22 protein-coding genes and 1 tRNA gene are annotated in these 26,847 nt (G+C 53.9%); 6 read left to right on the forward strand and 17 right to left on the reverse strand.

Features of this window, described 5'->3' with window-relative positions:
- Positions 1–33: 33 nt before the first annotated feature.
- The 4 genes from GOV89_RS15105 to GOV89_RS15120 are packed head-to-tail and all read right to left on the reverse strand — an operon-like array spanning position 34 to position 3,897.
- The gene (locus GOV89_RS15105) at positions 34–1,140 is read right to left on the reverse strand and encodes a mandelate racemase/muconate lactonizing enzyme family protein (RefSeq protein ID WP_171178954.1); all 1,107 of its coding nucleotides are present in this window, start codon (positions 1,138–1,140) and stop codon (positions 34–36) included.
- Positions 1,137–2,243, reverse strand: a complete 1,107-nt coding sequence (locus GOV89_RS15110; RefSeq protein ID WP_171238511.1) for a mandelate racemase/muconate lactonizing enzyme family protein — start codon at positions 2,241–2,243, stop codon at positions 1,137–1,139. Before GOV89_RS15110 ends, GOV89_RS15105 begins: the two co-directional genes overlap by 4 nt.
- A complete protein-coding gene (locus GOV89_RS15115) occupies positions 2,240–2,818 on the reverse strand; it encodes a dimethylsulfonioproprionate lyase family protein (RefSeq protein ID WP_171178950.1) in 579 nt (192 codons plus the stop codon). The genes GOV89_RS15110 and GOV89_RS15115 overlap by 4 nt, the downstream gene beginning before the upstream one ends.
- Positions 2,815–3,897 (reverse strand): alcohol dehydrogenase family protein, encoded by a 1,083-nt coding sequence (locus GOV89_RS15120; RefSeq protein ID WP_254451535.1) that lies wholly within the window; start codon positions 3,895–3,897, stop codon positions 2,815–2,817. Before GOV89_RS15120 ends, GOV89_RS15115 begins: the two co-directional genes overlap by 4 nt.
- 292 nt (positions 3,898–4,189) lie before the next feature.
- Here GOV89_RS15120 and GOV89_RS15125 point away from each other — a divergent pair, with 292 nt between their 5' ends.
- The 3 genes from GOV89_RS15125 (at position 4,190) to GOV89_RS15135 (ending at position 6,843) form a co-directional block, all read left to right on the forward strand.
- The gene (locus GOV89_RS15125; protein WP_171178948.1) at positions 4,190–5,077 is read left to right on the forward strand and encodes a MurR/RpiR family transcriptional regulator; all 888 of its coding nucleotides are present in this window, start codon (positions 4,190–4,192) and stop codon (positions 5,075–5,077) included.
- Between the two features lie 264 nt (positions 5,078–5,341).
- Positions 5,342–5,431: transfer RNA gene (locus tag GOV89_RS15130), tRNA-Ser, on the forward strand.
- A gap of 140 nt (positions 5,432–5,571) precedes the next feature.
- On the forward strand, positions 5,572–6,843 hold the full coding sequence (locus GOV89_RS15135; RefSeq protein ID WP_170467186.1) for a DUF6538 domain-containing protein: 1,272 nt from the start codon (positions 5,572–5,574) through the stop codon (positions 6,841–6,843).
- Here GOV89_RS15135 and GOV89_RS15140 read toward each other — a convergent pair.
- The 6 genes from GOV89_RS15140 to GOV89_RS15165 all read right to left on the reverse strand — a co-directional run bounded on the left by GOV89_RS15140 (position 6,822) and on the right by GOV89_RS15165 (position 15,769).
- A complete protein-coding gene (locus tag GOV89_RS15140; protein WP_170467184.1) occupies positions 6,822–7,145 on the reverse strand; it encodes a hypothetical protein in 324 nt (107 codons plus the stop codon). The genes GOV89_RS15135 and GOV89_RS15140 overlap by 22 nt on opposite strands.
- Before the next feature lie 137 nt (positions 7,146–7,282).
- Positions 7,283–7,654, reverse strand: a complete 372-nt coding sequence (locus tag GOV89_RS15145; protein WP_170467182.1) for a cupin domain-containing protein — start codon at positions 7,652–7,654, stop codon at positions 7,283–7,285.
- A gap of 70 nt (positions 7,655–7,724) precedes the next feature.
- Positions 7,725–10,796: a hypothetical protein gene (locus GOV89_RS15150; RefSeq protein ID WP_171238512.1), complete on the reverse strand. Its 3,072-nt coding sequence runs from the start codon at positions 10,794–10,796 to the stop codon at positions 7,725–7,727.
- A gap of 797 nt (positions 10,797–11,593) precedes the next feature.
- Positions 11,594–13,102 (reverse strand): DUF1254 domain-containing protein, encoded by a 1,509-nt coding sequence (locus GOV89_RS15155; protein WP_170352520.1) that lies wholly within the window; start codon positions 13,100–13,102, stop codon positions 11,594–11,596.
- A gap of 169 nt (positions 13,103–13,271) precedes the next feature.
- Positions 13,272–14,228: a helix-turn-helix domain-containing protein gene (locus GOV89_RS15160; RefSeq protein WP_170352519.1), complete on the reverse strand. Its 957-nt coding sequence runs from the start codon at positions 14,226–14,228 to the stop codon at positions 13,272–13,274.
- A gap of 189 nt (positions 14,229–14,417) precedes the next feature.
- A protein-coding gene (locus GOV89_RS15165) for an IS3 family transposase (protein ID WP_170486480.1) occupies positions 14,418–15,769 on the reverse strand; the annotation gives its coding sequence in 2 pieces (ribosomal slippage) (positions 14,418–15,433 and positions 15,433–15,769; 1,353 coding nt in all).
- Between the two features lie 69 nt (positions 15,770–15,838).
- Here GOV89_RS15165 and GOV89_RS15170 point away from each other — a divergent pair.
- On the forward strand, positions 15,839–15,988 hold the full coding sequence (locus GOV89_RS15170) for a hypothetical protein (protein WP_170486479.1): 150 nt from the start codon (positions 15,839–15,841) through the stop codon (positions 15,986–15,988).
- Positions 15,989–16,340: 352 nt separating this feature from the next.
- On the opposite strand, the gene GOV89_RS23085 is transcribed toward GOV89_RS15170, so the two are convergent.
- Complete coding sequence (locus tag GOV89_RS23085; protein ID WP_170486478.1) at positions 16,341–17,459, reverse strand: mechanosensitive ion channel family protein; 1,119 nt, start codon at positions 17,457–17,459, stop codon at positions 16,341–16,343.
- 302 nt (positions 17,460–17,761) lie between these two features.
- Between GOV89_RS23085 and cls the strand changes: the two genes are divergently transcribed.
- Positions 17,762–19,168 carry a cardiolipin synthase gene (gene cls / locus GOV89_RS15180; RefSeq protein ID WP_170486477.1) on the forward strand — a complete coding sequence of 469 codons (1,407 nt, stop codon included), beginning with the start codon at positions 17,762–17,764 and terminating at the stop codon, positions 19,166–19,168.
- 3 nt (positions 19,169–19,171) lie between these two features.
- Here cls and GOV89_RS15185 read toward each other — a convergent pair whose 3' ends face one another.
- Genes GOV89_RS15185 through GOV89_RS15195 form a run of 3 tightly spaced genes read right to left on the reverse strand, consistent with a single transcriptional unit; the run spans position 19,172 to position 20,811 of the window.
- Positions 19,172–20,068 (reverse strand): YegS/Rv2252/BmrU family lipid kinase, encoded by an 897-nt coding sequence (locus GOV89_RS15185; protein WP_170486476.1) that lies wholly within the window; start codon positions 20,066–20,068, stop codon positions 19,172–19,174.
- 16 nt (positions 20,069–20,084) lie between these two features.
- On the reverse strand, positions 20,085–20,546 hold the full coding sequence (locus tag GOV89_RS15190; RefSeq protein WP_170486475.1) for a phage holin family protein: 462 nt from the start codon (positions 20,544–20,546) through the stop codon (positions 20,085–20,087).
- A 10-nt stretch (positions 20,547–20,556) separates the two neighbouring features.
- On the reverse strand, positions 20,557–20,811 hold the full coding sequence (locus GOV89_RS15195; protein WP_170486474.1) for a hypothetical protein: 255 nt from the start codon (positions 20,809–20,811) through the stop codon (positions 20,557–20,559).
- Positions 20,812–21,345: 534 nt separating this feature from the next.
- Between GOV89_RS15195 and GOV89_RS15200 the strand changes: the two genes are divergently transcribed.
- Positions 21,346–22,173, forward strand: coding sequence for a YihY/virulence factor BrkB family protein (locus GOV89_RS15200; protein WP_170486473.1), 828 nt, complete (start codon positions 21,346–21,348; stop codon positions 22,171–22,173).
- Between the two features lie 235 nt (positions 22,174–22,408).
- Here the strand turns inward: GOV89_RS15200 and GOV89_RS15205 are convergent, their stop codons facing one another.
- The 3 genes from GOV89_RS15205 to GOV89_RS15215 form a co-directional block, all read right to left on the reverse strand.
- On the reverse strand, positions 22,409–23,215 hold the full coding sequence (locus GOV89_RS15205; RefSeq protein WP_170469327.1) for a hypothetical protein: 807 nt from the start codon (positions 23,213–23,215) through the stop codon (positions 22,409–22,411).
- A gap of 58 nt (positions 23,216–23,273) precedes the next feature.
- A complete protein-coding gene (locus GOV89_RS15210) occupies positions 23,274–24,737 on the reverse strand; it encodes a sulfatase-like hydrolase/transferase (RefSeq protein ID WP_170469324.1) in 1,464 nt (487 codons plus the stop codon).
- A 105-nt stretch (positions 24,738–24,842) separates the two neighbouring features.
- Complete coding sequence (locus tag GOV89_RS15215) at positions 24,843–26,768, reverse strand: DUF3604 domain-containing protein (protein WP_170469321.1); 1,926 nt, start codon at positions 26,766–26,768, stop codon at positions 24,843–24,845.
- Positions 26,769–26,847: the final 79 nt, after the last annotated feature.

Raw genomic sequence — 26,847 nt, forward strand, 5'->3', positions numbered from 1 at the left:
TGACCCGATCTCCAACTTCAATGTGTTGAGTGTTTATCGATAAACTGCGACCGGGGTGCCAAGCGCATTTTCGTCCGGATGCACACCCAGTCCCGGGGTTTCGGGCAGGTGCAGGTGACCATCAATATTGCGCGGGCCACGACCGCCCGCAATATCGACCGCAATCATATCCTGACACGCCCAGACTGCGTGGAAATTGTCATCCGGGATGGTGGCCGCCAGATGCAGCGCCTCGGTATCGGCCAGAACCGTGCCGCCGGTGGCCATCACAAACATATCGATACCATGGGCCAGCGCGATATCCCGCATCCGAGCCGCCTTGGTCAGTCCACCAACGCGGTTCAGCTTGATCCCGAAAATTTCGGCAATACCATCGCGGGCGATCCGGGCTGCATCCTGCAAAGTCACCAGAGTTTCATCCACGGACACAGGCGAGGCATGCAGCCCCGAGATTGCCGCAATATCGTCCAGCGTCTCGCCGGGCTGTTCGAACATCACGTTCAGATCTTCGCAAGCGCTCATCACCCGCAGGGCTTGCTGACGAGACCAACCCCGATTGACGTCATAGAGGACAATCTCGCCCGGTCGCCGGATGCTTTCCACATCGCGGACCCGAGCGATATCGCGTTCCACGTTACCACCAATTTTGACCGAATGCGCAATGTAACCCCGGCTGCGATAGCGTTCCATCACTTCGCGGGTTTCTTCGACAGTCTTCGCTCCTACCGACGAGGCAATCGGGCGCGGTGTGCGCGACCCACCGCCCATAAGATCGGCAATGGGCAGACCTGCGGCCTGACCTGCAATATCCCAACAAGCCATATCGATCGGGCTTTTGGCGTAAAGATGCCCGGGCAATGCCAGATCCATCGCCCGTTCCACGTCCAGCACCTTGCGCGGATCGAGACCCAGAATGAAAGGTGCCATCGTTTCGATACCAGCGCGAATGCCTGGCCCGTGGGCAGGAACATAGGTGTGCCCCCAAGGGGTGCCTTCGCCCCAGCCGACCAGACCGGAGGCGGTTTCGATCTTCACAATCGTCGCATCGAGCGTTTCGAACTTCAGCCGCCCGCCAGACAGCCAATAGGGGTGCTCCAACGGCAGGTCCACCTGATAGACGGTAATGGACTTGATCTTCATAGTGTGTACTCCGCCACCGGCGCACCGAGGCTTTCAAAGTCAGGTGCCACGCCCAAACCCGGCGTGTCGGTTGCATAAAGCTTCCCGTCTCGGGCCGTCGGTCCACCGATGCCGGTTGATCGAGTGTTGTAGTTCATCAGATCAGTTGTGTTCTGCAGATATTCGGGCGGGGTTGAGGCAGCAAAATGTGCCACCACAGACGTCGTGATTTCGCCCCCCCACGTGTCTTCGCTGACAACGGGGATGCGGTTGTCTATCAGATAATCCCGCACACGCCGCGCTTTGCTGATGCCGCCAAGATTCGAGATCTTCAGACAACAGATCTCGGCCCCACGATCCGCAACAATCCGCTGCGCCATTTGGATGCCTGTTACACATTCATCCAGTTTCATTGGTTGCTCGGCCACACGGCGCACCTGTTGGCATTCCTCGTAGGTACGACAGGGTTGTTCGAGGATGAAATCCAGGTCGCGCGTCGCGCGCGCCACCCGAATTGCATTGTCAACACGCCACCCCTGATTGGCATCGGCCATCGCTTTTTCGTCCGGCTCCAACAGCGGAACAGTCGTCCGTATCCGATCGATGTCCGTGGCCCAGTCACCCCCGACCTTGACCTGAAACTGGCGGTAGCCCTGATCGCGATAGACATTCATCTCGGCTACCGTTTCATCCACCGCTTTCTGCGGGGCCACCCGGTACATCGGCGCACCGTCGGTCAGCTTGCCGCCCAGCAACATCCAAAGCGGCTGATCACACGCCTTACCCAAAATGTCCCAGCAGGCTGCATCGAAAGGAGACTTGGCATACCCATGGCCCTGAACCAGTTGATCCATCAACTGTTCGATCCGTCCGACCTGACGCGGGTCTTCACCCAACAGTTTCGGGGCAACAAGCCGCGCCAGGGCTGTTACGCCCTCGGAATGCGCGACCATATAGTTATCGCCACACGGCGTGAACTCGCCACAGCCCTGAAAACCCGCGTCAGTATCCATAACCACGACCGAGGCGATGGCCGTTTTGATAGCGTTTCCGGCGCCCCAGACATAAGCACCACCGACATAGGGCAGCCCTGTCTGATAAACCCGAATTCGTGTGATCTTCATTGCGCATCCATTCTGGGTAGATCTCCCATGCCCTCACCGCGCCACAGCACAAAGGTCAGGATCGGTTGATCCGTTGTGACCATGGCATGGCTTTGCCAACTGGAATGCAGACGTGTCTGGTTGGGACCAACAAAAGCCGCATCACTCTCAACCTTGAACACCGCGCCACCAGCCAGCGTCAGATAGATTTCTTCGGCTTGATGGCTGTGCCAGTCATAGATCAGCCCAGCCCCCCAATACCCGATATAGCCACGCAGCTGAGTTGAATGAAAATGGCCGGTTGGGCCAAACAGCTCGTAATAGCCATACCGGCTGAGAAAATCCGCGCCGACCTCTTCCTCTGTGTATGTCTGTTTCCAATGGGCCAGATGAGTGGTTGCCTTGACTGCGTCGATCAACGGCTGAGTCAGATCGCTCCCCCGAAAGTCGCAGTCCCGCACCAGATCCGCCGCAGGAACATGACTTGGCTCTGACATCGCAACAGACAGATCAGAAGGCCATGCGCCAAAGGCCGACAGGTCAGGATGTGCCTGATGTACATGCCGCGCGGCCTCCAAAACGCTGTCCAGTGTCATGGAATCACCACTATGTTTCCGGTGTGCTCTTTGGCGATGAAGGCAGCTTGTGCCTCACGCAACTCCTCCAACGGATATGTCGCTGCCAAAGCCGGTTTGATTTCACCGGCCTCAATGTAACTCACAAGGTTCGTCATCACCTGCGGGTCAATCACGGTCGAACCCGTAAAAGTCAGGTCGCGCAGATAAAAGGTGCGCAGGTCAAACTCGACCATCGGTCCAGCAATTGCACCTGAGCAGGTGTAACGTCCGCCGCGTTCTAAAATATCGATCAAGTGCGCCCAATAGGGACCACCGACCACATCGGCGACCACGGTGATCTTTTCGTCACCCAACGCCGTGCGCAGGTTTTCAGGCGCCCGAGGTAGAACCTTATCGGGACCAAGCGCCGCCACAGCGGGATGCTTCGCTTCAGATGCCATCGCGATGACCCGCGCACCGCGCCGCTTGGCCAATTGCACCAACGCGCCGCCCACACCGCCCGATGCTCCGGGCACCAGCACGGTGTCTTTGTCGTTCACATTGGCTCGGGTCAACATTCCTTCGGCGGTAGAGTAGGAACAAGAGAACGTTGCCAGCTCTGCATCCGACAGATCCGAGGAAATCGGCACAGCATTGACCGCAAGGGTCGTCGCGTATTCAGCGAACCCACCATCGCGTTCCGAACCAAAATAACCGGCGTTGTCCATGTTGCCGGGATCAGCGGAATCACGCAGCCAACCGTCGGTAATCACACGCTCACCCACGCGCCGGGGGTCGACCCCTTCGCCAACAGCTACAATGTGCCCGCAAATGTCAGCCCCCTGAATTCGTGGGAAAGTTATTGGGTTGCCACCCCAAGTAGGGTCTTCTTCGCCAACCTCTTCAAACGCGCCGCCGGTTGTGGCATCGGTCACAGTCTTGGAGTACCAGCCAGATCGCGTGTTAACGTCGGTGTTGTTCAAGCCGCAGGCCCCAACCTTGATCAACACTTCTCCAGTCGCCGGTTCAGGACGCGGCCAATTTTCGTGCAGGACCATCTGTTCCAGCCCGCCATGGCCCATCGTAACCATAGCCTTCATTGTTTCAGGCAAGCTCATTTAGCGTTCTCCACCAATGCGTTAGGACAGGACAACACTGTCAGTGTCTTGCCCGCTTTCAGAAATGTCCGGTCAACGCGCGCCTCACAACGCGCTTGGCCCTCCCCTAGGAGCAACGCGCAAGCACCATTGTATCCGCCTTCAACCCACGTCATGTTCAGATCAAAGCACCGACAAGCTGCAGCCATCGCAGACACTGGAGGTGGCGTTTTGTGCGCGGGCATGGTCGTTCCTCATTCCGAGTCGCGTTTCTGCTCGACACGCTAATTTCACATTTGTACCATCGTCAATCATGAATGACACAAACATATCACAAACCGTTCTGAACCGCCTGACTGAAGAATGGAACGCCCTAACGCCAGAGGCGCAAAAAGCCGCGCGTTATGTGTTGGAAAACCCAACAGATGTGGGGGTTTCGACCGTCCGTGAAATAGCAGAGGCCGCCAAAGTTAAACCCAACACATTTGTGCGGATGGCGCGGCAGGTCGGCTTTGACGGGTATGACGATTTCCGGGAACCCTTTCGCGACGCTATTCGCAAGGGGCAAGCCTCTTTTCCTGACCGTGCCCGCTGGTTGCAGGACATCGGCAAATCTGGGGAACTGGGCACGCTTTATGCTGACATGGTTGGCGCAGCGATCCGCAACATTGAAGAAACCTTTGCCGGAATTGATGCCGACCGCCTGAAGAAAGCGGCAGAAGACATTTGGAACTGCCGGCAGATTTTCACTTTGGGGGTGGGCGTCAACAATTCGAACGCACGCAATTTCACCTACCTGGCGTCCACAGGGATGAAGCAATTCCACGCTATTCCACGCCCGGGATCAACACCGGTTGACGATTTGGCTTGGGCTGATGAACAGGACGTATTGATCGCCATCACCTGCCATCCTTACCGCACGGAAGTGATTGAGGCGATCAAACTGGCGCGGCAACAGGGACTGACCGTTGTGGGGATCTCGGACAGCCCGGCAAGCCCTGTGATACTGAACGCGCATCACGGTTTTGTTGTGTCCGCAGACACGCCCCAATTCTTCCCTTCCTCCGTTTCGACCATAGCATTGCTTGAAACTCTGCTGTCATTTGTGATCGCCGTTTCCAGCGACGAGATTGTTGAACGGGTCGAACGTTTCCATCGCCGGCGGCATCAACTTGGCCTTTACGCCTTTGAACCGGATTGATCCCCTCTAACTGGCGTTTTCGGCAAAACCTTTGACCCGCAGGTTTCGCCTGGCCCAAACCTCACTTCCGGTGCCTTAAACGCGAATCCTGACATGCCTGTGCTTCTCAGATGTTGAAATTCTGGGAGTGATACGTGTCCAATTTCAACGCGTACCGCCTTGAACCTGTTCTATTTCAAGGATTTCCGGGAATTTGAAGAAAACTGTCAAACCGTCGACAAATGGCCTTGTATTTCCAGCGTTTGCAAGGATATACCCGTCGGCGGAGACGTGGCCGAGTGGTCGAAGGCGCTCCCCTGCTAAGGGAGTAGGCGGGAAACCGTCTCGAGGGTTCGAATCCCTTCGTCTCCGCCATTATCCAGCAAGAGCCTGCCTCTAAATCACTGTAAATAGTTGATTTTCAGCTGGATTGACTGACTCCCCGCTTGAGGCTGGATGTTTTTTGCTGCACATTTTGCTGCACAAATCTCTTCATGCTTGGAGGCTGTTGAACTGTGAATGTTAAACTCAGAGGCTCTATTTACTGTATCGTTAGGCGCGTTCCACGCCGTTTCGCCAGCGTCGAAGAACGAAAAACCGTCTGGATCAGCCTGAAAACCGATTCACTGAGTTTGGCAATGGAGAAAGCGCCATCTGTTTGGGCGAAGATGTTGGATAGCTGGGAAGCTCGCCTTGCCGGCGACACCGTAGAAGCTGAAAAGCAGTTTAGCGCAGCACAAAACTTGGCTAGATCGAGGGGGTTTCGGTACTTGGAAATGCCGAAGGTTGCTGAGCTTCCTCTCGAAGAATTGCTGAAACGAGTTGAGGCGATTCCAGTTGTGCAAGGCAGCCCAGACACGTTCGAAGCGAAGGCTCTGTTGGGCGCCGTTGCTGCACCGGAGATTTCGGTTTCCCAAGCGTTGGAAATGTATTGGTCCCTCGCCAGGGATAGGACACTAGGTAAAGACGCTGATCAGATTCGCAGGTGGAAGAACCCACGGAAGAAAGCGGTGAAGAATTTCATCGCGGTCGCCGGAGACGTGGCAATTTCCGAGATCACTCGGGATGATTTGTTGGATTTCCGGGAGATGTGGATTGAGCGAATTGAAATGGGCGAAGTTACACAGAACTCTGCTAACAAGGACTTCACGCACCTAGGTGATATTCTAAAAACAGTTAACGAAAAAAAGCGACTTAAGATTGATTTGCCTCTGTCTGGTCTGAGTTTGAAGGAACCAGAGAGGCGATCTCGACCATCATTCTCCGACGATTGGATTCGTAATCGTATTTTGTCTGAAGGTGCTTTGAGTGGATTAAACACCGAGGCGCGGTGCATTTTGTTGGGTATGATCAATACAGGGTATCGACCTAGCGAAGCCGCAAATCTGGACAGGGCTCGCATCCATCTTGAGGGTTCTGTTCCCTACATTGAAATCGCACCGGTCGGGCGACACTTGAAGAACAATGCCTCCAAGCGAACTATTCCTCTTGTTGGCGTTAGCCTTGAAGCGTTCCAAGAATGTCCGAACGGTTTTCCCAGCTACAAAGGCAAAGCGTCACTTTCTAACACAGTTAACAAGTATTTGAGATCCAATGGTCTGATGGAGTCCGATAGACATGTTATGTACTCACTCCGTCATGCATTTGAGGATCGAATGATCGCGGCTGAAGTTGATAACCGGATTAGACGCGATCTCTTCGGCCATGCTCTTCAAGAACAACGATATGGTGATGGTGCTTCGCTTGAGCACAAAGCCCGCATCCTTCAAGAAATTTCCTTCTTTTGAACAATGGCCAACGCCCTTTCCACCGGGCAGTTGGCAAGCTGTTCCTGCATCTGACAAAGTTCATGTTCAAGCCGCTCCATTATAGGAACATAAGTTGGGTCCTTGATCACAAGAAGCGCAGCCTTTTCGAGCGCGGACGTCACACGAGCGATTTCGCGAACTAACGTTCTTTCTGCCTTTCTTTTTTGAGGACCAAACTTTTGACCGTCGCGAGCTCTGTTGGTGTATTTATTAATTGCCTTGAGATCCGAAAAACTGCGGCTGGCAGGGAAACTATTTGCCTCGTGAAATTCTACATGCATCGGGCTATGCCTCTGTTTTTGTTTGCCCGATTTTTAAGATCTTTCGATTTATCTGACGTTAAAGAATTTGTGCGTTGGCTCCAAATCTGGACGCCCTAGAAAAGCGGGCGAAACTCAATCATGTGGCCGGTGCACCGTCAAAACCCGTCCGCTTTATGGCCGAAAAACACCTTTGTCACGTCTTCGATGATGTCCCAGACCACCCGGCTGCCATCACGCACAAAGAGACTGTCGCCCGGGCCCAACTCTTGAACCTCGCCACTGGTCAGGTTGGTCATCCGGCATCGACCGGACAGGATGGTCATCAGTTCATCGCCTTGCTCGGTGCATTCAAAAACGCCCTTGGTGCAGCGCCAGATGCCCGTGCGCGTCGTATGGCCTGGCCCGCCAGCATCCATGCGGCCTGATGCCTGCGGGGAGCCTTCTTTGATCTGATATCCGCTTGCGGGATTGTCGAAAGGCCAGTGCTCAAGAGGACCGACATCGTCGCCTAAAACATATTTGATCATTCTATTTTCTCCCGCAGGCTAACCGTTTGAGAACGGTCCTCTCGGCAACGATGGCGGTTTCTTTGGAGTCCTACAAGTTGAGAACGCGGAACTCTGAGATCTTCAGGAACCGCTCCAGTTTTTCCCGCACCTGACTTTCCGGGGCAAACACCAAGGCCTCTTTGCTTGGTGGCTTCTTGCCCGCCTCAACCGTTGGCCAGAACTCGATACGGAGAGGGAGGCTCTCACCGTCAAATCCCCCATATGGTTCTATACTACATGGATCTTTTGACAGAAGCTTCGCGCGGTTTTTGTCGGTGGCGGCAACTTGTCTGGACCGCCAGAACTCAGGCATGTACCGGTTGCAATCGGCCGGTGACTGGAAAATCAGCCCGTATTTCGCAATGGCCTTGTCAACCTTGCTGCCTCCCTTCTTGAAATCCAGCCATTCTACGATCCTACCTACGGTTACGTTCGCCACCACGGGTGACATCAAGAAGACCTCCTTTGGCTGGGTATTGTGGATTAGTCTGACACGATCCATTGCCTGCTCGATCTCGGCTTCGCGTATCTGTTGCAGAATGCGGTCTCCCCAAGGGTCACGATGTGCAAATACATCTATTGAATGGCTGCCTTTTTTCACTCTGATGCCGCGGCGTTGCTTGACGTAGTCACCCGGCTGGAATTCTTCTCCCGCTGCGGAGGCATAGGCTCTGGCAATGCGTTCGACATCCAAATGCCCAGGTTGTTCGCGACCAATGACGATAGCCTGGTTAAACGCTTCCCACTTGTTCTGACCCCTGAGCTTGCCGAAGTGGCCAGCCCGTCCGGGGCGGTCAAAATCCAAGGAAGCAATCACGTCTTTTGTCCCGAACACAGCGGCACTCGGGTATCGCGCAACCACGCCATTTACAAAGTCACGCAGTGTATCGTTTTGCGTTCTAATACTTCCGTAAGTGCGCTGTTTCTCCTGTGCTTTCAGGCTCAACCTGCGCTTGGAAAAATTGCAGCCCAAAATTTGCATGACCTTTGCGTTTCGTTCCACCGGGTAGTGATGCGTTTCCAAATCCGAGCCGAACAGCAGACGAGACAGATCAGCATTTGCTGTGCCATCCAGATACAAAAACGGGCGTCCGGTGATATTTTTCAGATTGCGCAGGCGAACCGCAGTATAGCCTGCCTGATGCTGCGCCGGACGCGCTCTTTCGACATCAGCAAACACGGCACTTGAGGTGGCCAAACCGCTTTCCATATCGGCCAGCAGGCATTCGCATAGCATCTGAAGACGCCTTGCGTGGCTGGCCTTGCTACTATTAAGGCGACTGCCGATGACACCAAGCTGGGCCTCACCGATGGTGTCATCCTTGCATGCGAAAAGAGGCCTTAGAGCCCGGTTCGTATTGCCAGTTTTTAGCTCCTCCAGATGCCTGATGGCGGTTCGCAACAGCTCAGGTGAGACGCCCAGATCGCGCAGTCGCTCCATTTGAACACCCGCTCCGGTTCCAGCCACAGCCAGCAGGGCTGACTTCACTGGAGAAATCGCCTGATCTTGCAGGACGATGGCATCCCCGATTTCAACGCCTCGTTGGTTTTGGTTTTTAGCAGGCGGCAGAAGAGTTTCAGTCAGCTCAATGAGCGACACATGGGCTTCTTCCTTCCCAAAATCGCGCGGCCGCTCATCAAAAACGGTAAGATCTGGCAAAGTTTCTGCTGGCAAAGGAAGATGACCGTATTCATGCGGGGCAAAGATCACCAAGCCAGCTTTGGTCTTCAGCTGTGCTTTGATGTCAGCTTCCTGACGGAGATAGCCACAATCCATCTGAAAAGGGCATTTCTTGCAGAGGGTGGATCGGATCGAAAAGCCAAGCTCCGACAACTTCCTCGCCGTTGGATAGATCCGGCACATTTTGACGGTGTCATTGTCGGCCTCTGGATCGGGTCGATTGCGCCCCTTGAGGGAAATGGCTGGCGGAGCCGATGCGGGTGCATTTCTCTTATAGTCATTGAAGGCTTCTTCTACCTTCTCGTGATCTGGCAAAAGCATCAATGACACCAAGCCTTCAGTGCTGTGTAGAAAGCCAGGCCGCCTATTGCGGCCAACTAGGGCAGCGGTTTTGCCAACCCCCTGCGCCCCGGAAAGCAAAACACGGGGTGGACTATCTTTGCCTTGCGAAGGGTTGCCTGGGCTTTGCTTGCGAAGAAATGCCAAAGCTTCGTTTCCCCAGACCTCAATAGTCTTGGCATGCATTGCGATGGCTTGGTCTTTTGGGATCGCGCTATGCGGATAATAGGGGGCGGGTTCCTCCGCATCTGAGGCCCCACCTATTGGACGCGCCAGGCCATCCCGAAGCCCGTTTCTTACGGCTTCCTCATATCGGTCGTGCCCGGTTTGGTGGGCGGCCTTCAGAAGCCTTTCAAGCGCTTCGGCTTCACAGATTTCGCCAGCACTGACAAACCCTCCGATGAGTTGGGATTCATTATAGATGGATGTGTTCCGATCCGTTCCTCTGGCAAGCTTGGCACAGGATTTCGAAAGCTGCGCTTCGCCTGTCTTGGTAGTGATTGTCTTTGCTGAAGAAGAATTGGCCTTCGAAGGCAAGGATTTGGAAGGCTTTCCATTCCTTGTCTGGCGTTTGCTTCTCTTCACTTCTTTTGGAAACGCTATCGAACTCGTGTCCAGTCTTTCTTGCTCTTTCCTTATGATCCCAATCCTTGGCGTTCCTTCCAATGGATCGGGAACCCCGTCAAATACCGGGGCTGCGATGTAGTTTGGCTGTGCAATCCGAGCCAGACTTTCGTCGCTGCCAACCTGTTCAAAAAGGTGGTGCCGCTCATGTGCAAGGAGGGGGCGATCTGCAAGGCAGTAGAAATGGAATTTGGCCAGATGGTCTTTGCCGGCAGTCGCAGCACTCGAGGATGCTTGCCAGACAACCGAGAGATCCTTGAGCGCAGGCAATCCATGGCAGATATTGCGCCAGGTCCATTCGGCCAGGGCCTGCGGATCTCCCCAGTCCAGGTGATCTGGGCGTTCAACATCATCGATGTCGAAATGTAGCCAGGAGCAGCCAAGGTCTTCGAGAGTTGGATTCGCGCCATTTCGTGGTTTGGCCAAACGGCGGATTTTTTTGTGATGGCGGACCTCTTCCTTCACAGATCCAGACACCGCAACCTTTTGCACTGATTGAGAGAGTTCGGAGATTAGGGCAAGAAGGTCTTCAAAATCCGAAACTTCTCGCTCTTCAAATGTGAAGTTTCGTGCCCGGCTCGAGTTGTCTACGCCACCTTCATGAAATCGTTTTGTTTGAATACGTCCTGGCCGGGCTTCCAATATTGTGAATTTGGCAGGCTGGTATTCTTCGGAATGTGTTTTCTGTTTCAAATTGACTGCTCTTGGATCCGCAGGACGGAAAGCGATCAAAATGAATTGGTGCTGAAATAGGTCTTTCGTTGGTCACTGCACATTCTCCGGCCCGGCGGCTCTTGCTGTTGGCCGGCGGGATTGCCGGCACGCGCACACTCGGACATCTGGGTTTCGCCAGAATTAAAGCTGGGAGGTTTCCTGGGACCGGCTGAAATTCGGGCGGATTCAGAGCGAAGGAACTGGATTTCTAGGATCAAAGGTTAACGAAAGATTAAGAAATGGGTTTTGGGAGAGGGACATACCCTGACTTACCCCCCCCTATTTCCGTTAAACAGAAATAGGGGGGGTAAGTCCCCAGCCGTTCACTTAAGTTGTGCCCCCGACGCCTCGTTGGGGGTGTCATTTTGTGGTCAACTTCAGAAAGCTACAAAATGTTGTGGATTCGACGAGGAATTGCTTTTCTGCCGGTTGCCACGAGAGCAATAGATACTTCGCGATTGTGAAAGGTCAGATTCCTTGGTGCGCTGCGATCACAGTTGTCCAGGAAGCCCACAGTTCCCTGCGGGCTTTCAGAACTTTTTTATCCAACGATTTGAAAATTAGTCAATTTTCGCAACATCGTCGGGTTTCCAAGTTTGGTCGAAGAACTCGATACCCGTTCCAAACAGTCGCACAGCTGTCAGGAAGTTTCTTCCCTCAACGGTCTTGATGAAATTGGACTCAGGAGCGCCGTCTGGCAGCGTCGGACCGAAGTAGAGATCAACCGAACCATCATCATTCTTCTCGTAATCGTTGAATTGATTGATAGACGGCATGAACTGGTCAGTTTCCGGCATCGTCCCATCGGTTACGTTGTAGAGCGTTACTGCCCAGAACAGCTTCGCCGGAATACCCGCCGGCAGATGTAGCTTGTAGTGGTGGCTACCATTCAAGAATTCGCCGTCCGCGTCTCTGGCAGTAACCGGATATTTTGCACCACCATTGATAACGCGTTTAACCATTGCTGGTGACGTGCTGTATGCAAATTGCATAAAGGCAGCCCTTTGGTCGATGTCGAGGTAGCCGTCCTGCATAAACTCGGCGGTAGCTCCAGACCAAACGCGTTCATACTGTCTGTCATAGTAATAGAAGTTACGGCCATCCGGTCGACCGACCTGCCTGGAGGCAAAGATCATCTTTGGTGCAACTTCCATCGCCTTGTTCAAGGATTCCATTTGCTTGGCAGTTGGATTAAATGGCTCACCCTTCTTGATGCCGAGGGAAGCCAAAACACCGCGAGTAGCCGGCGGAATGGCCGAGTAAGGCTCATGGTCCACGAACTCTTTCATTTTCGTCCAAAAGTCGAAATCGGTTTCATACATCATGTTGAGGCGCTTGCCCGAGGCGTTCGGGAACTCCATTGCCGGAATATCCTTCTCCACTTCCCAAAGTGGGTAAATACGAATTTGTTCCGCCGTCGCGACCGCCTCGGAGGGATCTGGACCACCATCACCCTGCTTCATGATTGTGCGAAAGAAGATAAACACGTTGTATGTCGGAGACTCGAACGTGTAATACCCGCCATTCGGAACCGGGCCATCGTAGTTGGGTGGAAGAAGGAGATACAGTCCGCCTTTTCCGCCATCTGGACCAGCGGCGCCTACGTCCGTCAACGTTACTTGGAAGAAATCTGTGAGCATGCTCACTGTATTGGGTGGAGCCGCAACAACCAATGGGCCGGTTTCTTTGAGATCTGCGTAACCCATTGAATAAATAACGTCAGCGTTAGGTGTCGGAACCCATGCGCGGGAGTCCATTCTTTCTTTCCAGATCGGAATGACGTTGTAGCCCGCTCCAAACACTGCCTCAGACCCATCGCGCAGGCCAATGGTGTTCATTGCCGGTAACATGTCGTAGTAGGCCTGAATCGCTCTATGATAGTAGAGTTCGTCTACCAATTTCTGCGCCTCAGACTCCTCAAGCCAGTTGCCATTGTTGATTTGCTGCATCAATGGCGGAAGCTCCGTTGAGACAGTGTCCTCATTTGCATGGGCCTTGGAGGCGCTGGCGCCCGCCGCAATGAGGCTGAGGGCAATTGCCGCCGATAAATGATTGGTAAGAAGTTTCATGTATCTCTCCTAAAAAATTTGATCGGAATTCTTGTGGCTGAAGGCGCCGCTGCGCAACCATCAGACTACTCGACAATGGTGGCCTCTTTGGCTGTCAAAATCACGCATCATTCTTATCCAAAATCTGCAAACATCTCTTGAGACTGGGTTTTTGAGACTAAACTTCCGTCTAATTGCGATGCAGTGTTTCCGATGGCAGGCAGCCGAACAGCCGCTTGTATTGGTTCGTGAAATGCCCTTGATGGTGAAAGCCGTAAGTCGCGGCCACGCTGCCTATTGTAGCCCCATTCGAGATCGCGCCTTGCAGTTCGCGATGCACTCTATTGAGCCTCATGCGTCGCAGCCAGGTCGCAGCTGAAAGGCCCGTGACATCTTTGAATGCATAGTGAAGTGTCCTAAGGCTGACACCATAATGAGCGCAAAGAGTGGTCAATCCTATGTTTCCGGTCACGTCGGATAGAACCAGATCTGTTGCGTCCCCCACCAGTCTGGCCGGTCTGGAAACCCGGTGTTCCTTTAGGCCGCCGCCATTTGACTTCACCAGCTCCCAAAGGAACAACTTGATAAACTGATCGGAGAGACGCTTAAGAGCGGCTCTGTCGTCGGAAAAATCTGAGATAGCCCGGTCAATGAGCGATTGTCCCTGATGGCGTAAAGAAGCTGCACCTGCCGTCGAAAGGGTTGAGGCCCCATGCAAGTTGCCACTGATTTCGCCTTTCCCAGATAGCGCCGATGAAATCCGGAACACGTCGTTTTCAGGAACTCCGAGCACCAGCGCGTCGTAGAAATTGGAGGAAATCAGATCGCCGGCCTTGTTTGGTGCTTGCATGAGAACTGTGTCCACGCCCGCTTTCTGGCCGATCCAGTTTGCATCTCCTTGCTGATCGAACGGCAAAGCAAAGGCAAAAGCCCCAGCTGGGGCTGTTCCACGGTAGCGAATTTTTTGTCCCCATCGAATTCTGAGGATCTGGGACTCATTAACCTGCGCCAGCTTGAGGCCACCCTCGAATTGACCGCCCGACAACTGGTCATACTCCTGATCCCAGTTGACGACTGCGTCGCTTAGCTCTTCAAAGCTTTGCGTTTTAAGGCTGAACGACTCAACTATATCATCGTGGCTTTGCATCCATCGAATCCCAACAACGATACCTAACTGACGCAAGGCTACTCAGATGTCGCTTCGACTCCAAAAGGGTTATTCTTTGACGCCCTTCGGCAAAGACACGCTCTCATGCGAAAGGTGTCCGTCGTCAGGGATATTGGGACAGATTTCTGCCTGAGCTAAGAGAGGATCTGGCGCATCTGGTTGTTTTGATTATGCGGCGGATTTGCGGTGAAGCAAGCGCCGGGTTTCGATTGTCTTCCGTTTGATCCTTTCTCGTTGTTTCAGAATGGTGTGGCCGCGCCCGAAGTAGACATCAGCGGGCGTGAGGTTTTGCAGGCTCTCGTGATAGCGCCGGTGGTTATAGTGATCGACAAAGGCATCGATCTGCTGCTGAAGGTCGCCGGGCAGATAGTAGTTCTCCAATAAGATGCGGTTCTTGAGAGTCTGGTGCCAGCGCTCGATCTTGCCTTGGGTCTGTGGGTGATATGGCGCGCCTCGAACATGATCCATTTTCTGATCTTCCAGCCATTCGGCAAGCTCACCAGAGATGTAGCTGGACCCGTTGTCGCTGAGCAGGCGCGGTTTGTGCAGCACGGTTGCCTGATCACAGCCCGACGCCTGTAGTGCCAGGTCCAGCGTGTCGGTCACATCCTCGGTCTTCATCGTCGTGCAAAGCTTCCAGGCGATGATGTAACGGCTGTGATCGTCCAGGATCGTACTGAGATAGAACCATCCCCAGCCGATCACCTTCAGATAGGTGAAATCGGTCTGCCAGAGCTGGTTCGGCCGTGTCGTCTTGTCGTGGAACTCATCTGCTGCTGACAGAACCACATAGGCCGGGCTGGTGATCAGGTCGTAAGACTTAAGGATGCGATAGACCGAAGCCTCTGACACAAAGTACTTTTCCGTGTCGGTGAATTGCACGGCCAGTTCGCGCGGCGACAGATCGCTTTCCTTCAGAGCCAGGTCCTTGATCTTCTCACGCATCGGCTGCGGAATGCGGTTCCAGACCCGTGATTGCTTGGGACTACGATCCTCAAGCGCCTCAGGACCACCCGACAGATACCGGTCATACCAGCGATAGAAGGTGGTCTTCGGGATGCTCAGCTTTTCCAGAGTGCGCTTGGTCGGGAGATGCGAACCTTCGACGAGGCGGATGATCTCCAGTTTTTCGGATGCGGGATACCTCATTCGTCGTCGCCCCCATCCGCGATCATGCTTTTTTTGAGCAACCGCAGTTCAAGAGCCTGTTCGGCAACCACTTCTTTCAGATCGCGGGCCTCACGGCGCAGATCTTTGACCTCGGTCGATGTCGCTGCACGGGCCGTGTCGCCTGCCAGACGTTTCTTGCCGGCTTCAAGGAACTCCTTGGACCAACTGTAGTAGAGGCTCTGGGCAATGCCTTCACGGCGGCACAGCTCTGAAATACTGTCTTCGCCCTTCAGGCCGTCCAGCACGATCCTGATCTTCTCTTCTGCTGAATATTGCTTACGCGTCGCGCGGCGGATGTCTTTTACGACCTTCTCACCGTGGCTCTGCTTGGTTCCGGGTTTCTTTCTCATCTCCACTCCTTGGCGGTTACGATGAGCCAGAAACCCTCTCTTATCAAATCGACCTAAACTGTCCCATTGGTGCTGACGTCAGACAATTTGCTGGCCCTGTACCCCGAAGTCAGTGTCTTTCTGATCGGCATCGTTGCTGGTGTGCTATTGGTCAGTGAAGGCGCGGGCTACGTGAGATACGCATATGGCCTTAAGAACGACATTTCCATGTCCCTGTGAAACGAGGTCATGCCAATTCTATTCTGATCACGCTACCAATCGGGTGCAAAGCGAAATCGCACAGCAATACTTGTCCCAACGCGCGGGGCGTAGCCTGACAATAAAATTGGCTTACTGGTCCATTTCAAACCCAAACTAGGCGACTCACAACGAAAGCGGACTGTCTCAGCTACAAAGAAAAACCAATTACCGAACCTTATGCAACCGTAGTAACCGGAGGCGTACAATGAAGCTGCTCGAAAAGCCAAGCTGACGATATCCAGATCCGAACTAGAAACTGAAACCAAAGAAGTTCAGCGGTAGTTTGAACAGAAATCAGAAAACGAAAACTGATCGTTCGGTAAACTCCAAACTAACCTGTCAGAGCGTCGTGGCTGTGCAGGTTTATCGTCTGCGTCGGATAGGCAAGCTCTGTATTTGCCGCCTGTACTGCCTCAAGGATCTTGAGCGACAGACGCTCATTCACCTGAAGGAAATTGTCATAATCAGGGTTGATTGTCCAAGCATAGAAAATCAGCGTTACGGCGCTGTCCGATAGTCCTTCGACATAGACATGTTGCGGAGCATCCTCTGACAACTCAAAATCTCCACTGGTCGTCAGGTGCTCCCGCAACGCATTCCGAACTTGCACGACCTGAGCCTCGGTGCTGCTCAATACCAAAGGTATGGAAAGCATGACCCGCCGATGGTGGCGATGCGAGAAATTGAGAACAACCGCATTGGACAACTCGGAATTCGGGACATAGCGGGGAATCTGATCGAACCCCCGGATAAGGGTGGAACGCAGGTCGATGGCCTCGACCGTGCCGACGAAAGATCCGTCGATCTGGATTGCGTCCCCGACTGCAAAGCGCTTCTCGCTCATGTTGTTCATACCTGCGACAAGGTTGCGGATCAGGTCCTGCGTCGCAATGGCCAGCCCGGCCCCCAACACACCAACCCCGGTCAACGCGGCACTGATGTCGACCTGCCAGACTTCCAGAAGGGAGGTGATACCAAACAGAAGGATGCCAAAACGGGCAACGCGCTCCATCCACCCGGTTTCCATTCGGACGTCCGAAAAGCGGTCGCTTTGAAGCAGGGATACAAAAGGTCCACTTAGGTTGTACCAACCGGAAAACACAGCAATCACGGCCACCGAAGCCAGAATTCGCCTGAACAGATCGACGGGCATTCTGGGAAAGTTCAAAACCTCCATAACCCCAAAGACGGCAAAGGTCACAAGGAGAACCGATGTCGTTCGTGTCAATTCCTGCACAACACTGTCCGAGATATCGATGGACAACCGCTTTAGTAAGGCCGAAATCAGCGCCATGATCCAGCGGGACAAAGACTTCCGACAGAGGACGACAACCACAAGGAAGACCACCAAGGCAACGACAACGCTCAGGTCCAAGCCGTCCAGCCAGTGATCAAACCGGTCGCGCACTTCGACAAAAGTGTCCATTGACGGGATATCACTTTCTTCCACCTGGGAAACCACCTTCCTTCATTGACCTGGGCAGTAAGTAAGCCCAAACCAGAGCTTGTTTCGTTCTCAAAAATAGCATCCAAAACTCTTTACGAATACTACAGTTCTTTCCGGAGAACCTGATTAACACTTTCGGTAAAACCGAAATGGGTACACGGACCAAAAAAATGTCCTCGCAAAAGCTCCGAGAATTGGCAGAATTCCCTCACTGTTGCATACTCAAACTCAATTGATTTTTCCGCGCCGAACGTCCAACCCTCAAACCTTGCGGTCAGTTGGCGCAAGCTGAAGAGGGCCCAATTGTGTCTACAATTCTGATCCTGTTGCTGATCCTCCTGGAGGCCACTGCCATCTGGTTCGCTTGGCGGGCGATCTCATCGGCCCGAACGTCTCAAGGCGCCGTAGGTTGGGTTGTTTTCCTAGTTACCGCCCCATATCTGGGCGTTCCGCTGTATCTGTTTCTGGGTCATCACAAGTTCAGTAAATACCTGACCGGGCGCCGAAACAGCGAAGAGGTGATCGAGGGCATCAAGACTTTTCGCGAAGCCCATGCACCTGAGGTTCCCACCGAGTTTCCTTCCGAGGCATTGGAAAGAATTTCGGAACTCCCTGTAGTGCGTGGCAACAACATGCGCATTCTGATTGACGGGAACGAGACATTCGATGCGATCTTTGAGGCCATTGACGCTGCGCAGAACTATATTCTGGTTCAATTCTACATCGTGCACGATGACGAACTGGGGCGGGTTTTGCGGGACCGCCTGATCGCCGCTGCAAAACGCTCGGTCACGGTTCTGTTCATGTGCGATCCGGTCGGCAGCATCAAATTGCCTAACACCTATCTCAACGAGCTTCGTGCGGGCGGCGTTCGCGTGGTGGATCCCAGTCAGATGCGGGGGCCGAAAAACCGGTTTCAACTCAATTTCCGCAATCACCGCAAGACTGTGGTCGTGGACGGAACGGTCGGATTTACTGGTGGGTTGAATGTTGGAGACGAATACATGGGGCGAGACCCGAAGTTCGGTGACTGGCGCGATACGCATGTGGAACTTCGCGGTCCGGTCGTTTCGCAGTTACAACTTGTTTTTGTGGAAGACTGGCACTGGGCAACCGAAGAAATCCTGATTCCGGACATGAACTGGGAGGCAGGTCACATGGATGAAAACATGTCCGGCTTGATCGTGCCAACCGGCCCCGGGGACGAAATGGAAACCGGCGCCCTTTTCTTTTTCACGGCCATCGCAAATGCAAAGAAACGGATCTGGATCGCCTCGCCGTATTTTGTACCCGATGCCGATGTGCTCACAGTCTTGAAGCACGCCGCTCTGCAAGGGGTTGATGTACGCATTCTGGTTCCGGAGGTCATCGACCACAAAATCCCTTGGCTAACGGCCTTCGCCTATTTCGACGAAATTCGGCAGGCTGGTGTGCAAGTCTGGAGATACCAATCAGGCTTCATGCATCAGAAGGCTCTGGTCGTGGATGACACCCTTGCCGCGATTGGCACCACGAATATGGATAACCGCTCTTTCCGCTTGAATTTCGAGGCGATGGCCGTTTTCTTCGACAGCCGTGCTGCCAATGCGACCGCCTCCATGTTGGAAAAGGACTTTGAAAGGTCGTTGGTTCTGAACAAAACACTGGCGGAACAACCCCGGCACATCCGCGTCGGTGCCCCGATTGCAAGGTTGTTCTCACCGGTGCTTTGACGGTCAGTAAAAGGCGTCAGGTAGCGCGAATTTCAGCCTTCGAGGCAGAACCGAGATTTCGAATGTTGTATCCACCATCGGTTCCCCATCAAGATTCAAATGAAACGGCTTTTCGGTTTCCAGAACCGCCTGCTTGAAACGACTGCGCTGAACAAGTCCTGCAATCGGGTCGGTCAAGTCCGGCAAGCGTCCGAAAGGCAGTTTTTCCGGAAGCAGCCCATCGGTTGTCAAAACCCCCAGATCGAGCAACCCGTCGAACATGTCAGCTTCAGGTGTGACCTCAAACCCGCCTCCGGCGTAACGGTTGTTGCCTATGACGAGGGCGGAAATGGACGCCGAATGCGGCTCTGACCCATCTAGAGAAATCCGGGCCTGCGTGGGCTTCAGTTCCGAAAGCCGCGCCAGACCAGTCAAAGTATAGGCCAAACCGCCCAGATGTTTCTTGACCTCCTTAGGGGTCGTCGCGGTGATCATCGCCCCAAAGCCGCCACTGGCGACGTTCACGAAAGGGCGACCGTTGATCAGCCCGACATCAATCGGCCTTGCCTCACCCGTTGTCGCTCGCTTTAGCGATGTAGTGAGATCCAATCCATCATCACCGTAAGATCTGGCAAAGTCGTTGGCGGTGCCAAGGGGGATAAGCCCCATCGTTACGTCCGGCCCCGCATCACACCGCAGCAGGGCACTAGTCACAGCGTTGAGCGTCCCGTCTCCCCCTCCTGCAACAAAGTGAGTCGCCCCTTTAGCCAATCGCTTGCGGATCAACTTGCGCAACTGTTTGCCTGACCATGGGATAGTGACCTCGATGCCGAGTTCCTTTTCCAGAGGCCGGACCGCCGCTCTGACGTCAGGGCGGGCGGCAGATTTCCGGTTAAGAATGAGCAGCGAGCTACAAACCATTTTATCCAATCTCCGCTTAAGTCTTGAGGTTCTTGATCACAGCTTTGGCAACCGATCCCGCCAGCCCCGGAGCAAATGTCCCGAGTGGGTCCCGCGCCATCTTCTTGAGCGCATCCGCGGCAGACCTGGCTTCTTCTGCTGCAACGCGCAATTCGGCTTCGATGTCCTCCAGCGCCATGTCGCGAACCTCGGCCACAGGGGCGGTCTCCTCAGCAACCTTCGAGTTGTTGGCAAGCGCTACCAAAAGAACGGCAAGCGCCAAGTTAACTAGTGCGACTATCAGTGCTGCCGCTGGCCGAGAAATCATGTCAGACAAGGCAAAGAACGCTGCAACATTGAGCATGATCAAACCCACCCCGGCGGCAATGCCCGCCGCTGCCATCAAGCCGGTCTGCCGTCGGAGCACCGCAAGATGACGCTGTGCAATAAGGCGCTCGGAGCGCAGGACGATTGAGATGTTTCTTGAAATTCGGTTCATATCCCGTCTCCTATCTTGAGCGACCGATCAAATAACCCAGAGCAAACACTCCAAGCGCAAGCAGTATCGTCTTTTTGTGCGGAACGTCGTCGAACTCGGCCAAGAGATCGGCGATGTCCTTTTCCAAGTTTGGGGGTTCGGCCGCTTCTTCCTTGGCTTCGGTTGCCACGGCTTCCGATTCAGGGGCCGCAACCAACTCTGGTCGCTCAGCCAGTTGCTGACGCAATGCTGCAAGTTCCATCTCAAGCTCGGCTTTAGTAGCCATTATGACTTATCCTCCAACGCTGACTTAACGATTGACTAAGGACACATTCCACAACCCGCCAGGTCCAAATTGTTCGAACCACCCAGAAAGGCAAAAAAGTCTTCTTGCGCAAAAATTGTCCCCGCGGACACGCTGAATATGCAACGCCAAATAGTGTCCCGGATCAAGTGAGATGGCTATTCGGTTCGTGTAATGGAAAACTTGGTTGGTATCCTGTCCACTGGGTCCATATTGTCCTTTGGAAAGCTCCTGAGCCAGACCCATGGTCTGCCAATCACAAACCTGTTGAGGATGTTCAGTCGAAATTTCTGAAAATTGGCGCAACACGGAGATGTAAAAACCACCTTGTCTGGGGCTCCTCCATCGCGCTGCTCTGGACTATTCTGAACTTGTTGAAGACGCAGAAAAAAGCTTTGCTTTGTCCGGTCAGACGATCAACGTAGACACAGCATCTGAAATTTTTTCGTTGATACGGACCTAAGGGTGCCCGACGAGACAGCGTGATCCAGCACAGGGATAGGCCGAATAGATCCCATGAAACGCATTCTGCATCTGATGGTTTCGACAGCCGTTCGCTTTGACCGCAACGATGGGTGGGCGCACAGCAGTCATATTGCTCTGTCAATGCTGCTGGCCTTGTTCCCATTCTGTATTTTTGCACTTTCGCTCGCAGGGCAGCTCCACGCCGACATCAGCACGCAGGAATTGGCAGATTTCGTACTTGGAGCTTGGCCTGACGACCTGGCGGAACCAATTGAGCGCGAGATTTTGGCCGTTCTGGAAGCAAGCGATACGACCAAAATTACCTTTGGCGCTGTCCTCGCCGTTTTCTTTGCTTCGAACGGTATTGACGCCATTCGTAAAGCGGTCTCAGGCGCATACTACGAAACAGATACCAGACCGATGTGGTACACACGCCTGATCTGCATCCTATTTGTACTTTTTGCAGCTTTCGTTCTTAGCCTTGGGGGTCTTTTGACCGTCGCACTACCAGCTTCTTTCAGCTTTGTAGAAGAGTCAGCACCCGAACTGTATTCGGCGTTGTTTTCGAGCGAAATCCTCAGAGGAACAATCGCAGTTATGTTTCTAACCTTGCTAGTCACGGCTAGCCACATTTGGCTTCCGCAAACTCACAGACCTTTGAGACGCGTGTTCCCTGGGGTCTTTGTGACCCTCGTATTGTGGGGGAATTGTGGCTGGGGGTTCTCAATCTACATTCGTGATATATCAACTTACAGCGCAACATATGCGGGGCTTTCCGGCATCATGGCGACTATCGTGTTTTTGTATCTTATGGCGGCCGTGTTCATTTTGGGCGCTGAATTTAATGCCCAGAATGCCGAAACGGAAAGCTCCATCTGACATTTCGACCTATTCGAGTCCCGCCTGGACAACACGCTTGCAGTGATCTCTAGCACGTTTTTCACGCCACGCAGCGTTTCTATCGTCACTTTAGCTTTGAACTGATCCGTCAAACTCCGGGGCTTCGTCAATTTCGTATCTTTCCAATGTGGTCCGATACAATTTCGCCAGCCGTCTGATTTTCACAGACCACTTATGACGGTTCAAAGCAGTTCTCTTTTTTAAGTTTGGAGGATCAAAGAAACTGCATGTTTAGGGCGAAATAGACCTGCATCTTTGGTTGGCCAGCGCCCTTGTCGCGAACCGACCATTGCGGTTCTACAAACAGGTTGAAGACGGTCTTGTCACGCTTGACGACTTTGCCCAAGCGAATGCCCAGGGGAACAGAGTAGTTGTTGTTGCGGAAGTTGTATGTCCAGATAGGCGCACCGCCCGTGTACCAGCCGTTGCCCAACTGGTAGAAGGCAAAAGGCTGGAAGGCGCCCAAGCTGACACGGGGCCCGCCTTTTGTATCGCCAACCCCTCCACGCCAGGTCAGCAGGTATCCGTACTGGAACTTGGGCGATGTGGCATTGAAATAGACATTGGCGATGCCCAGCTGCCATTGATCCGATCCCAGCCGATTGTCGGTCGCCGTTGGCGCGACAACCTGCGGTCCTACCGCAAAACTGATTGCCGGGTTGCCGGTATCTATCTGGTAGGCGGCAAAAATGTCAAAATCACCGATCCCATTGACGGTCGATCCCCCGGTGCCGACCGGGAAGCTGTTGTACGGCAGCGAGGCGCGGATCAGCCATTTGGAATTCCCCCATTGCACGGGTTTGGCATAGCGCAATACAAACTGGTTTCCCGATTGGTTTCCCGGCCCGGTGAACTCGTCGATGTAGTAGTTCTGAATGTTGAACGCCGTTATGTCGGCCAGCGGGTTGTTTGCCTGTGCTTCTGCGTTCTGCGCAGCGGCTTCTTCCGAGTGCAGAGCTAATGCAGTCAGAGTGGCAAGAACCAACACCCTGAAAATTGAAAAATACCTAGAAGAAGTCATATACCAATTCCTTTCCAACAGGGTACAAACGCCGCCGTTTTAGTGCTGTGGGTTTGATTTACCTAAAGTCCGTCATATTCGGCGGCGACGGATTGGGGTGATCCTTCAGCGTGGCGAGATAGGTGTTGATGATTTGCAGATAAGGCGCCATCGCCCAGCCTGCGCCGGCATGAGCTAAGTTCACTCGTTCCTTTGGGTCCGCTTCGATGTTAAAAATCTGCGGGAAGCCGGCGGTATCGGTGATCGCACCCATGTAGCCGCCTACAGCCGGGTTGGTTTCGGTAACCCCGACTTCGAACGGATAAAAACGGAATTGCCTCCAGCGAACGGCGGCGATGCGGTCGCCGATGAAGGTGATAAGACTTTCGCGGGCCGATGTGTCCGAGTTACCAAGCAAGAAATCAGATTGGTCCACTCCGTCAATGGGGCGGTCGGTTGGGATATCTGCGCCAATCAAGTTGGCAAGTGTCGGGAAAAAGTCGTGAATGGCAAACATCTCGTTGCTGACCCTTGGTTCGACTGCTCCCGGCCACCGGATCATGCCCGCCGTGCGGATTGAGCCTTCGTAGGCGTCCCCCAATTCCCCTCTGAATGGCCCGTTGTCGCCCTGATGCACTTCGTCCAAAGACGTTGCGGTCACCGTCGCACCATTGTCCGAAATCCAGATTACCATTGTGTTGTCGCGGATGCCCGCCTGATCGATAGCAGCCAGAACCTCGCCGGTGCGAATGTCCAATTCCATAACCGAGTCGCCGTATTTGCCAGCGCCAGACATGCCCATGAATTCGTCGGTTGTGTCATTAGGGAAGTGTGGCCGGGTCCACCCGATCATCAGGAAGAATGGGGCCTCCGCCTTGGCTTGCTCCGTGATGTAGGCGGCAGCCGTAGTGGCAATGTCACCTTCGATCTGTTTGCGGTATTCGAAATCATAGGGCCGCACAAAGGAGGTTTCGCCCGGCCCCCTGGCCTCGATGATCTTCGCACCGTATGCCTCTGCTTCGGCATCCGACATACCAAGCGCCTTGATATTTGTGCTGTAGGCGGAACTGTCGCTCGTGCCGGAAAATCCCACCAGCCATTGATCAAAACCCTGGTTCTGTGGCTGGCTGACAGCCTGCGGACCCAAGTGCCATTTGCCGACATAGGTCGTGTCATAGCCGACTGATTTGAACAACTCACCCAAGGTGACGTCATCTTCCTGCAACCCGCCACCGGCCCCGGGCGCGATCACCAGGGACATGCCGTTGCGGATGGAATACTGCCCGGTCTGCAATGCCGCCCGCGACGGAGTACAGCCCGGTTCCACCATGAATTGCGTCAGTCGCAGGCCCTCGGAGGCAAGCTGGTCGATATGTGGGGTGCGCATCCCGCCCCGGGTGCCACCGTTGTAAACACTGAGATCACCGAACCCGAGATTGTCGGCCAGCATCAACACAACATTGAGACGTTGCTGAGCGATGGCAGCAGTCGAGGCAAATGCAAAGAAAATCCCGACAAATATAGCCGCATAGCGCAGTTTCATAGTGTTCCCCTTTTGAGGTTTGAAAAGTTGATGCCGCTGGCTCGACAGAGTTGTCATCACTATCCTGGCGGAAACGCGGGTCCTGTCCCACGCTTCCATTTGCGCTCAACCTTCAGGGGTGTACCAGATCGGCGAGGTGTAGGCCCTGTCCTGCAAGATCATAGGAACCTCTGGCGCCATTTCGATGCCATAATACTTCGCGTCATGAGCTTGCCAGGTCGGCTTGGGGATCTCCAAAACGCGAACATAGTAAAAGGCGCGCTGGGAAGGATCGAAGTCCGGATCGGTCCAAACCACAGCCAGCATCGGATCACCAACGGTATTGGTATAGCTGGCGTTGGCGATATCCACCGTGTTGCCAACATCGCTGTCGCAGGCATGATTGCTAATCGTACGACCGTCAGAACAGGCCATGTCGTAAACCTTTTCCGAGGTTGTCCCATCTGCATTAAGCCAGCCTTTGACCATCTGTAGCCGGTCTAGGTTCGCATTATCTGGATCACGCAGGGCGCGTACCATGAAGGTTGGTGCCTCGTCGGCTGGCGCATTTGTCAGGTCTCCCCCCATCGGCACACCTGCGGCATAGCCACGCTCAGCGAAATCGGGCCGTTCCACCTCGTCTACTTTGAAGTCCCAACCACCGAAGACCCGCACGGTTATGCGCGACCCTGTAGTGGCGTAAACTTCTTTGCGGTTGATCGCGTCAAACAGCGCTTCCCGGGTATTCTCGCGAGCCCAGACACCGGTCAGGCCGGAAGCCAGAGTTTCCCAGTTGTAGTAATCGGTTCCCTCCAGTTCGCCCTTCATGAAGACATGGCTCCAGCGACCCGGATCCGGTTCAGCCGGAGGGTTTTTGCCAAAGAAGTTGTCCTCGCGGGTAGTGACCAAAGAGGTATGCGCATCAGTCGAACCAATCATGCCGAACTTAAACGGGTTGGTGCCTAAGGTTGCCTCATGTCTCAGACCAAGTCGTAAGGCAGATCGTGCGTATTGATGCGGCAACATCTCTTCCGTGATCCGATTGCGCCCACCAAGGTCCCCTTTGTCCCAAGTGCCAAAATCGGCCCAGCGATCATCTGGCGAGAGGGCCGGATGAGTTTCACCATCCCCCTTGATCTGCGTCATCTCGTAGATCGGTTCAAAGCGCATCCGCTTCCTAGCATAGGATTCATCTAGCGGTTCGCCATTGTTGCGGTTGTCAGAAAACATCAACCCGGTGCCCCAATTGCCATTGTGCGCGGCCGCAAGAGTACGCCCTCCTGTGTTGTTCTCGTAGGCTTCCATCCAATCCCAAAGGTCTTCAGGATCGTCCGAATCAAAGGTTGCAAAGGGAATAATCTGGCCAGCGCGATCCGCACCATCGCGGAACATAACCACTCGGTGCAGATTGTTGCCGTTAGAGGAGGACGACCACTCAAACCCAATGATCGACGTAAACACACCGGGGTCATAATACTGTTCAGCGTAGGCTGTTGATTTATCCCAAGCCGTACGCTGAATCGAAGGGTTTTCGACCAGATTTTCTAGTCGGGCAGCGGAGTCCACAACCTCATAGAAAGCTTGCATTCCCTGATCCGGATCGCCGCTTTGGCGCATCTTGTACCAGCGCGCGGTTACCGGATCTTCTTGAATGACCGGATCGCCTTTGGCCAGCATGTCCGCCAGCCCGAAATACTCGGCATGGTCAGCCACAACCAACCAATCCAGAGGCCGATGAAGCCTAACGCGGCTACCAGTGCTAGATACCATTTCTTCACCACGGGCAAATCGATAGGCATCGCCTGGATCCAAAGTATTTCCAAAAAAACCGCCATCAATAGAATACGACGTGTGGAGGTGGGTGTCTCCCCAGAACACCTGATTAGGCATGTGCTGGTCGACAAAAGGTGAATAGTCTGGGGTGTTCACACCGACGTCAGCGGGATCAAGTGTACCGTAGCCAAGACCTTCTTCCCGGTCCTGTGCGGCAGTTGCGGTTCCTAAACCTGCTACAAGGCCTAAGGAAACTAGGCTCGAAGTCAGTCTGTTCATAGCATTCTCCTCGGACTTCTTAGTGACATTTCTCCTGTGGCGTCTCTTGCTCAAGTACGCGAGTTTCGGTGCCACGACG

Origin of the sequence: Ruegeria sp. HKCCA5763, assembly GCF_013034545.1 — a bacterium.
Taxonomy (GTDB): domain Bacteria; phylum Pseudomonadota; class Alphaproteobacteria; order Rhodobacterales; family Rhodobacteraceae; genus Ruegeria.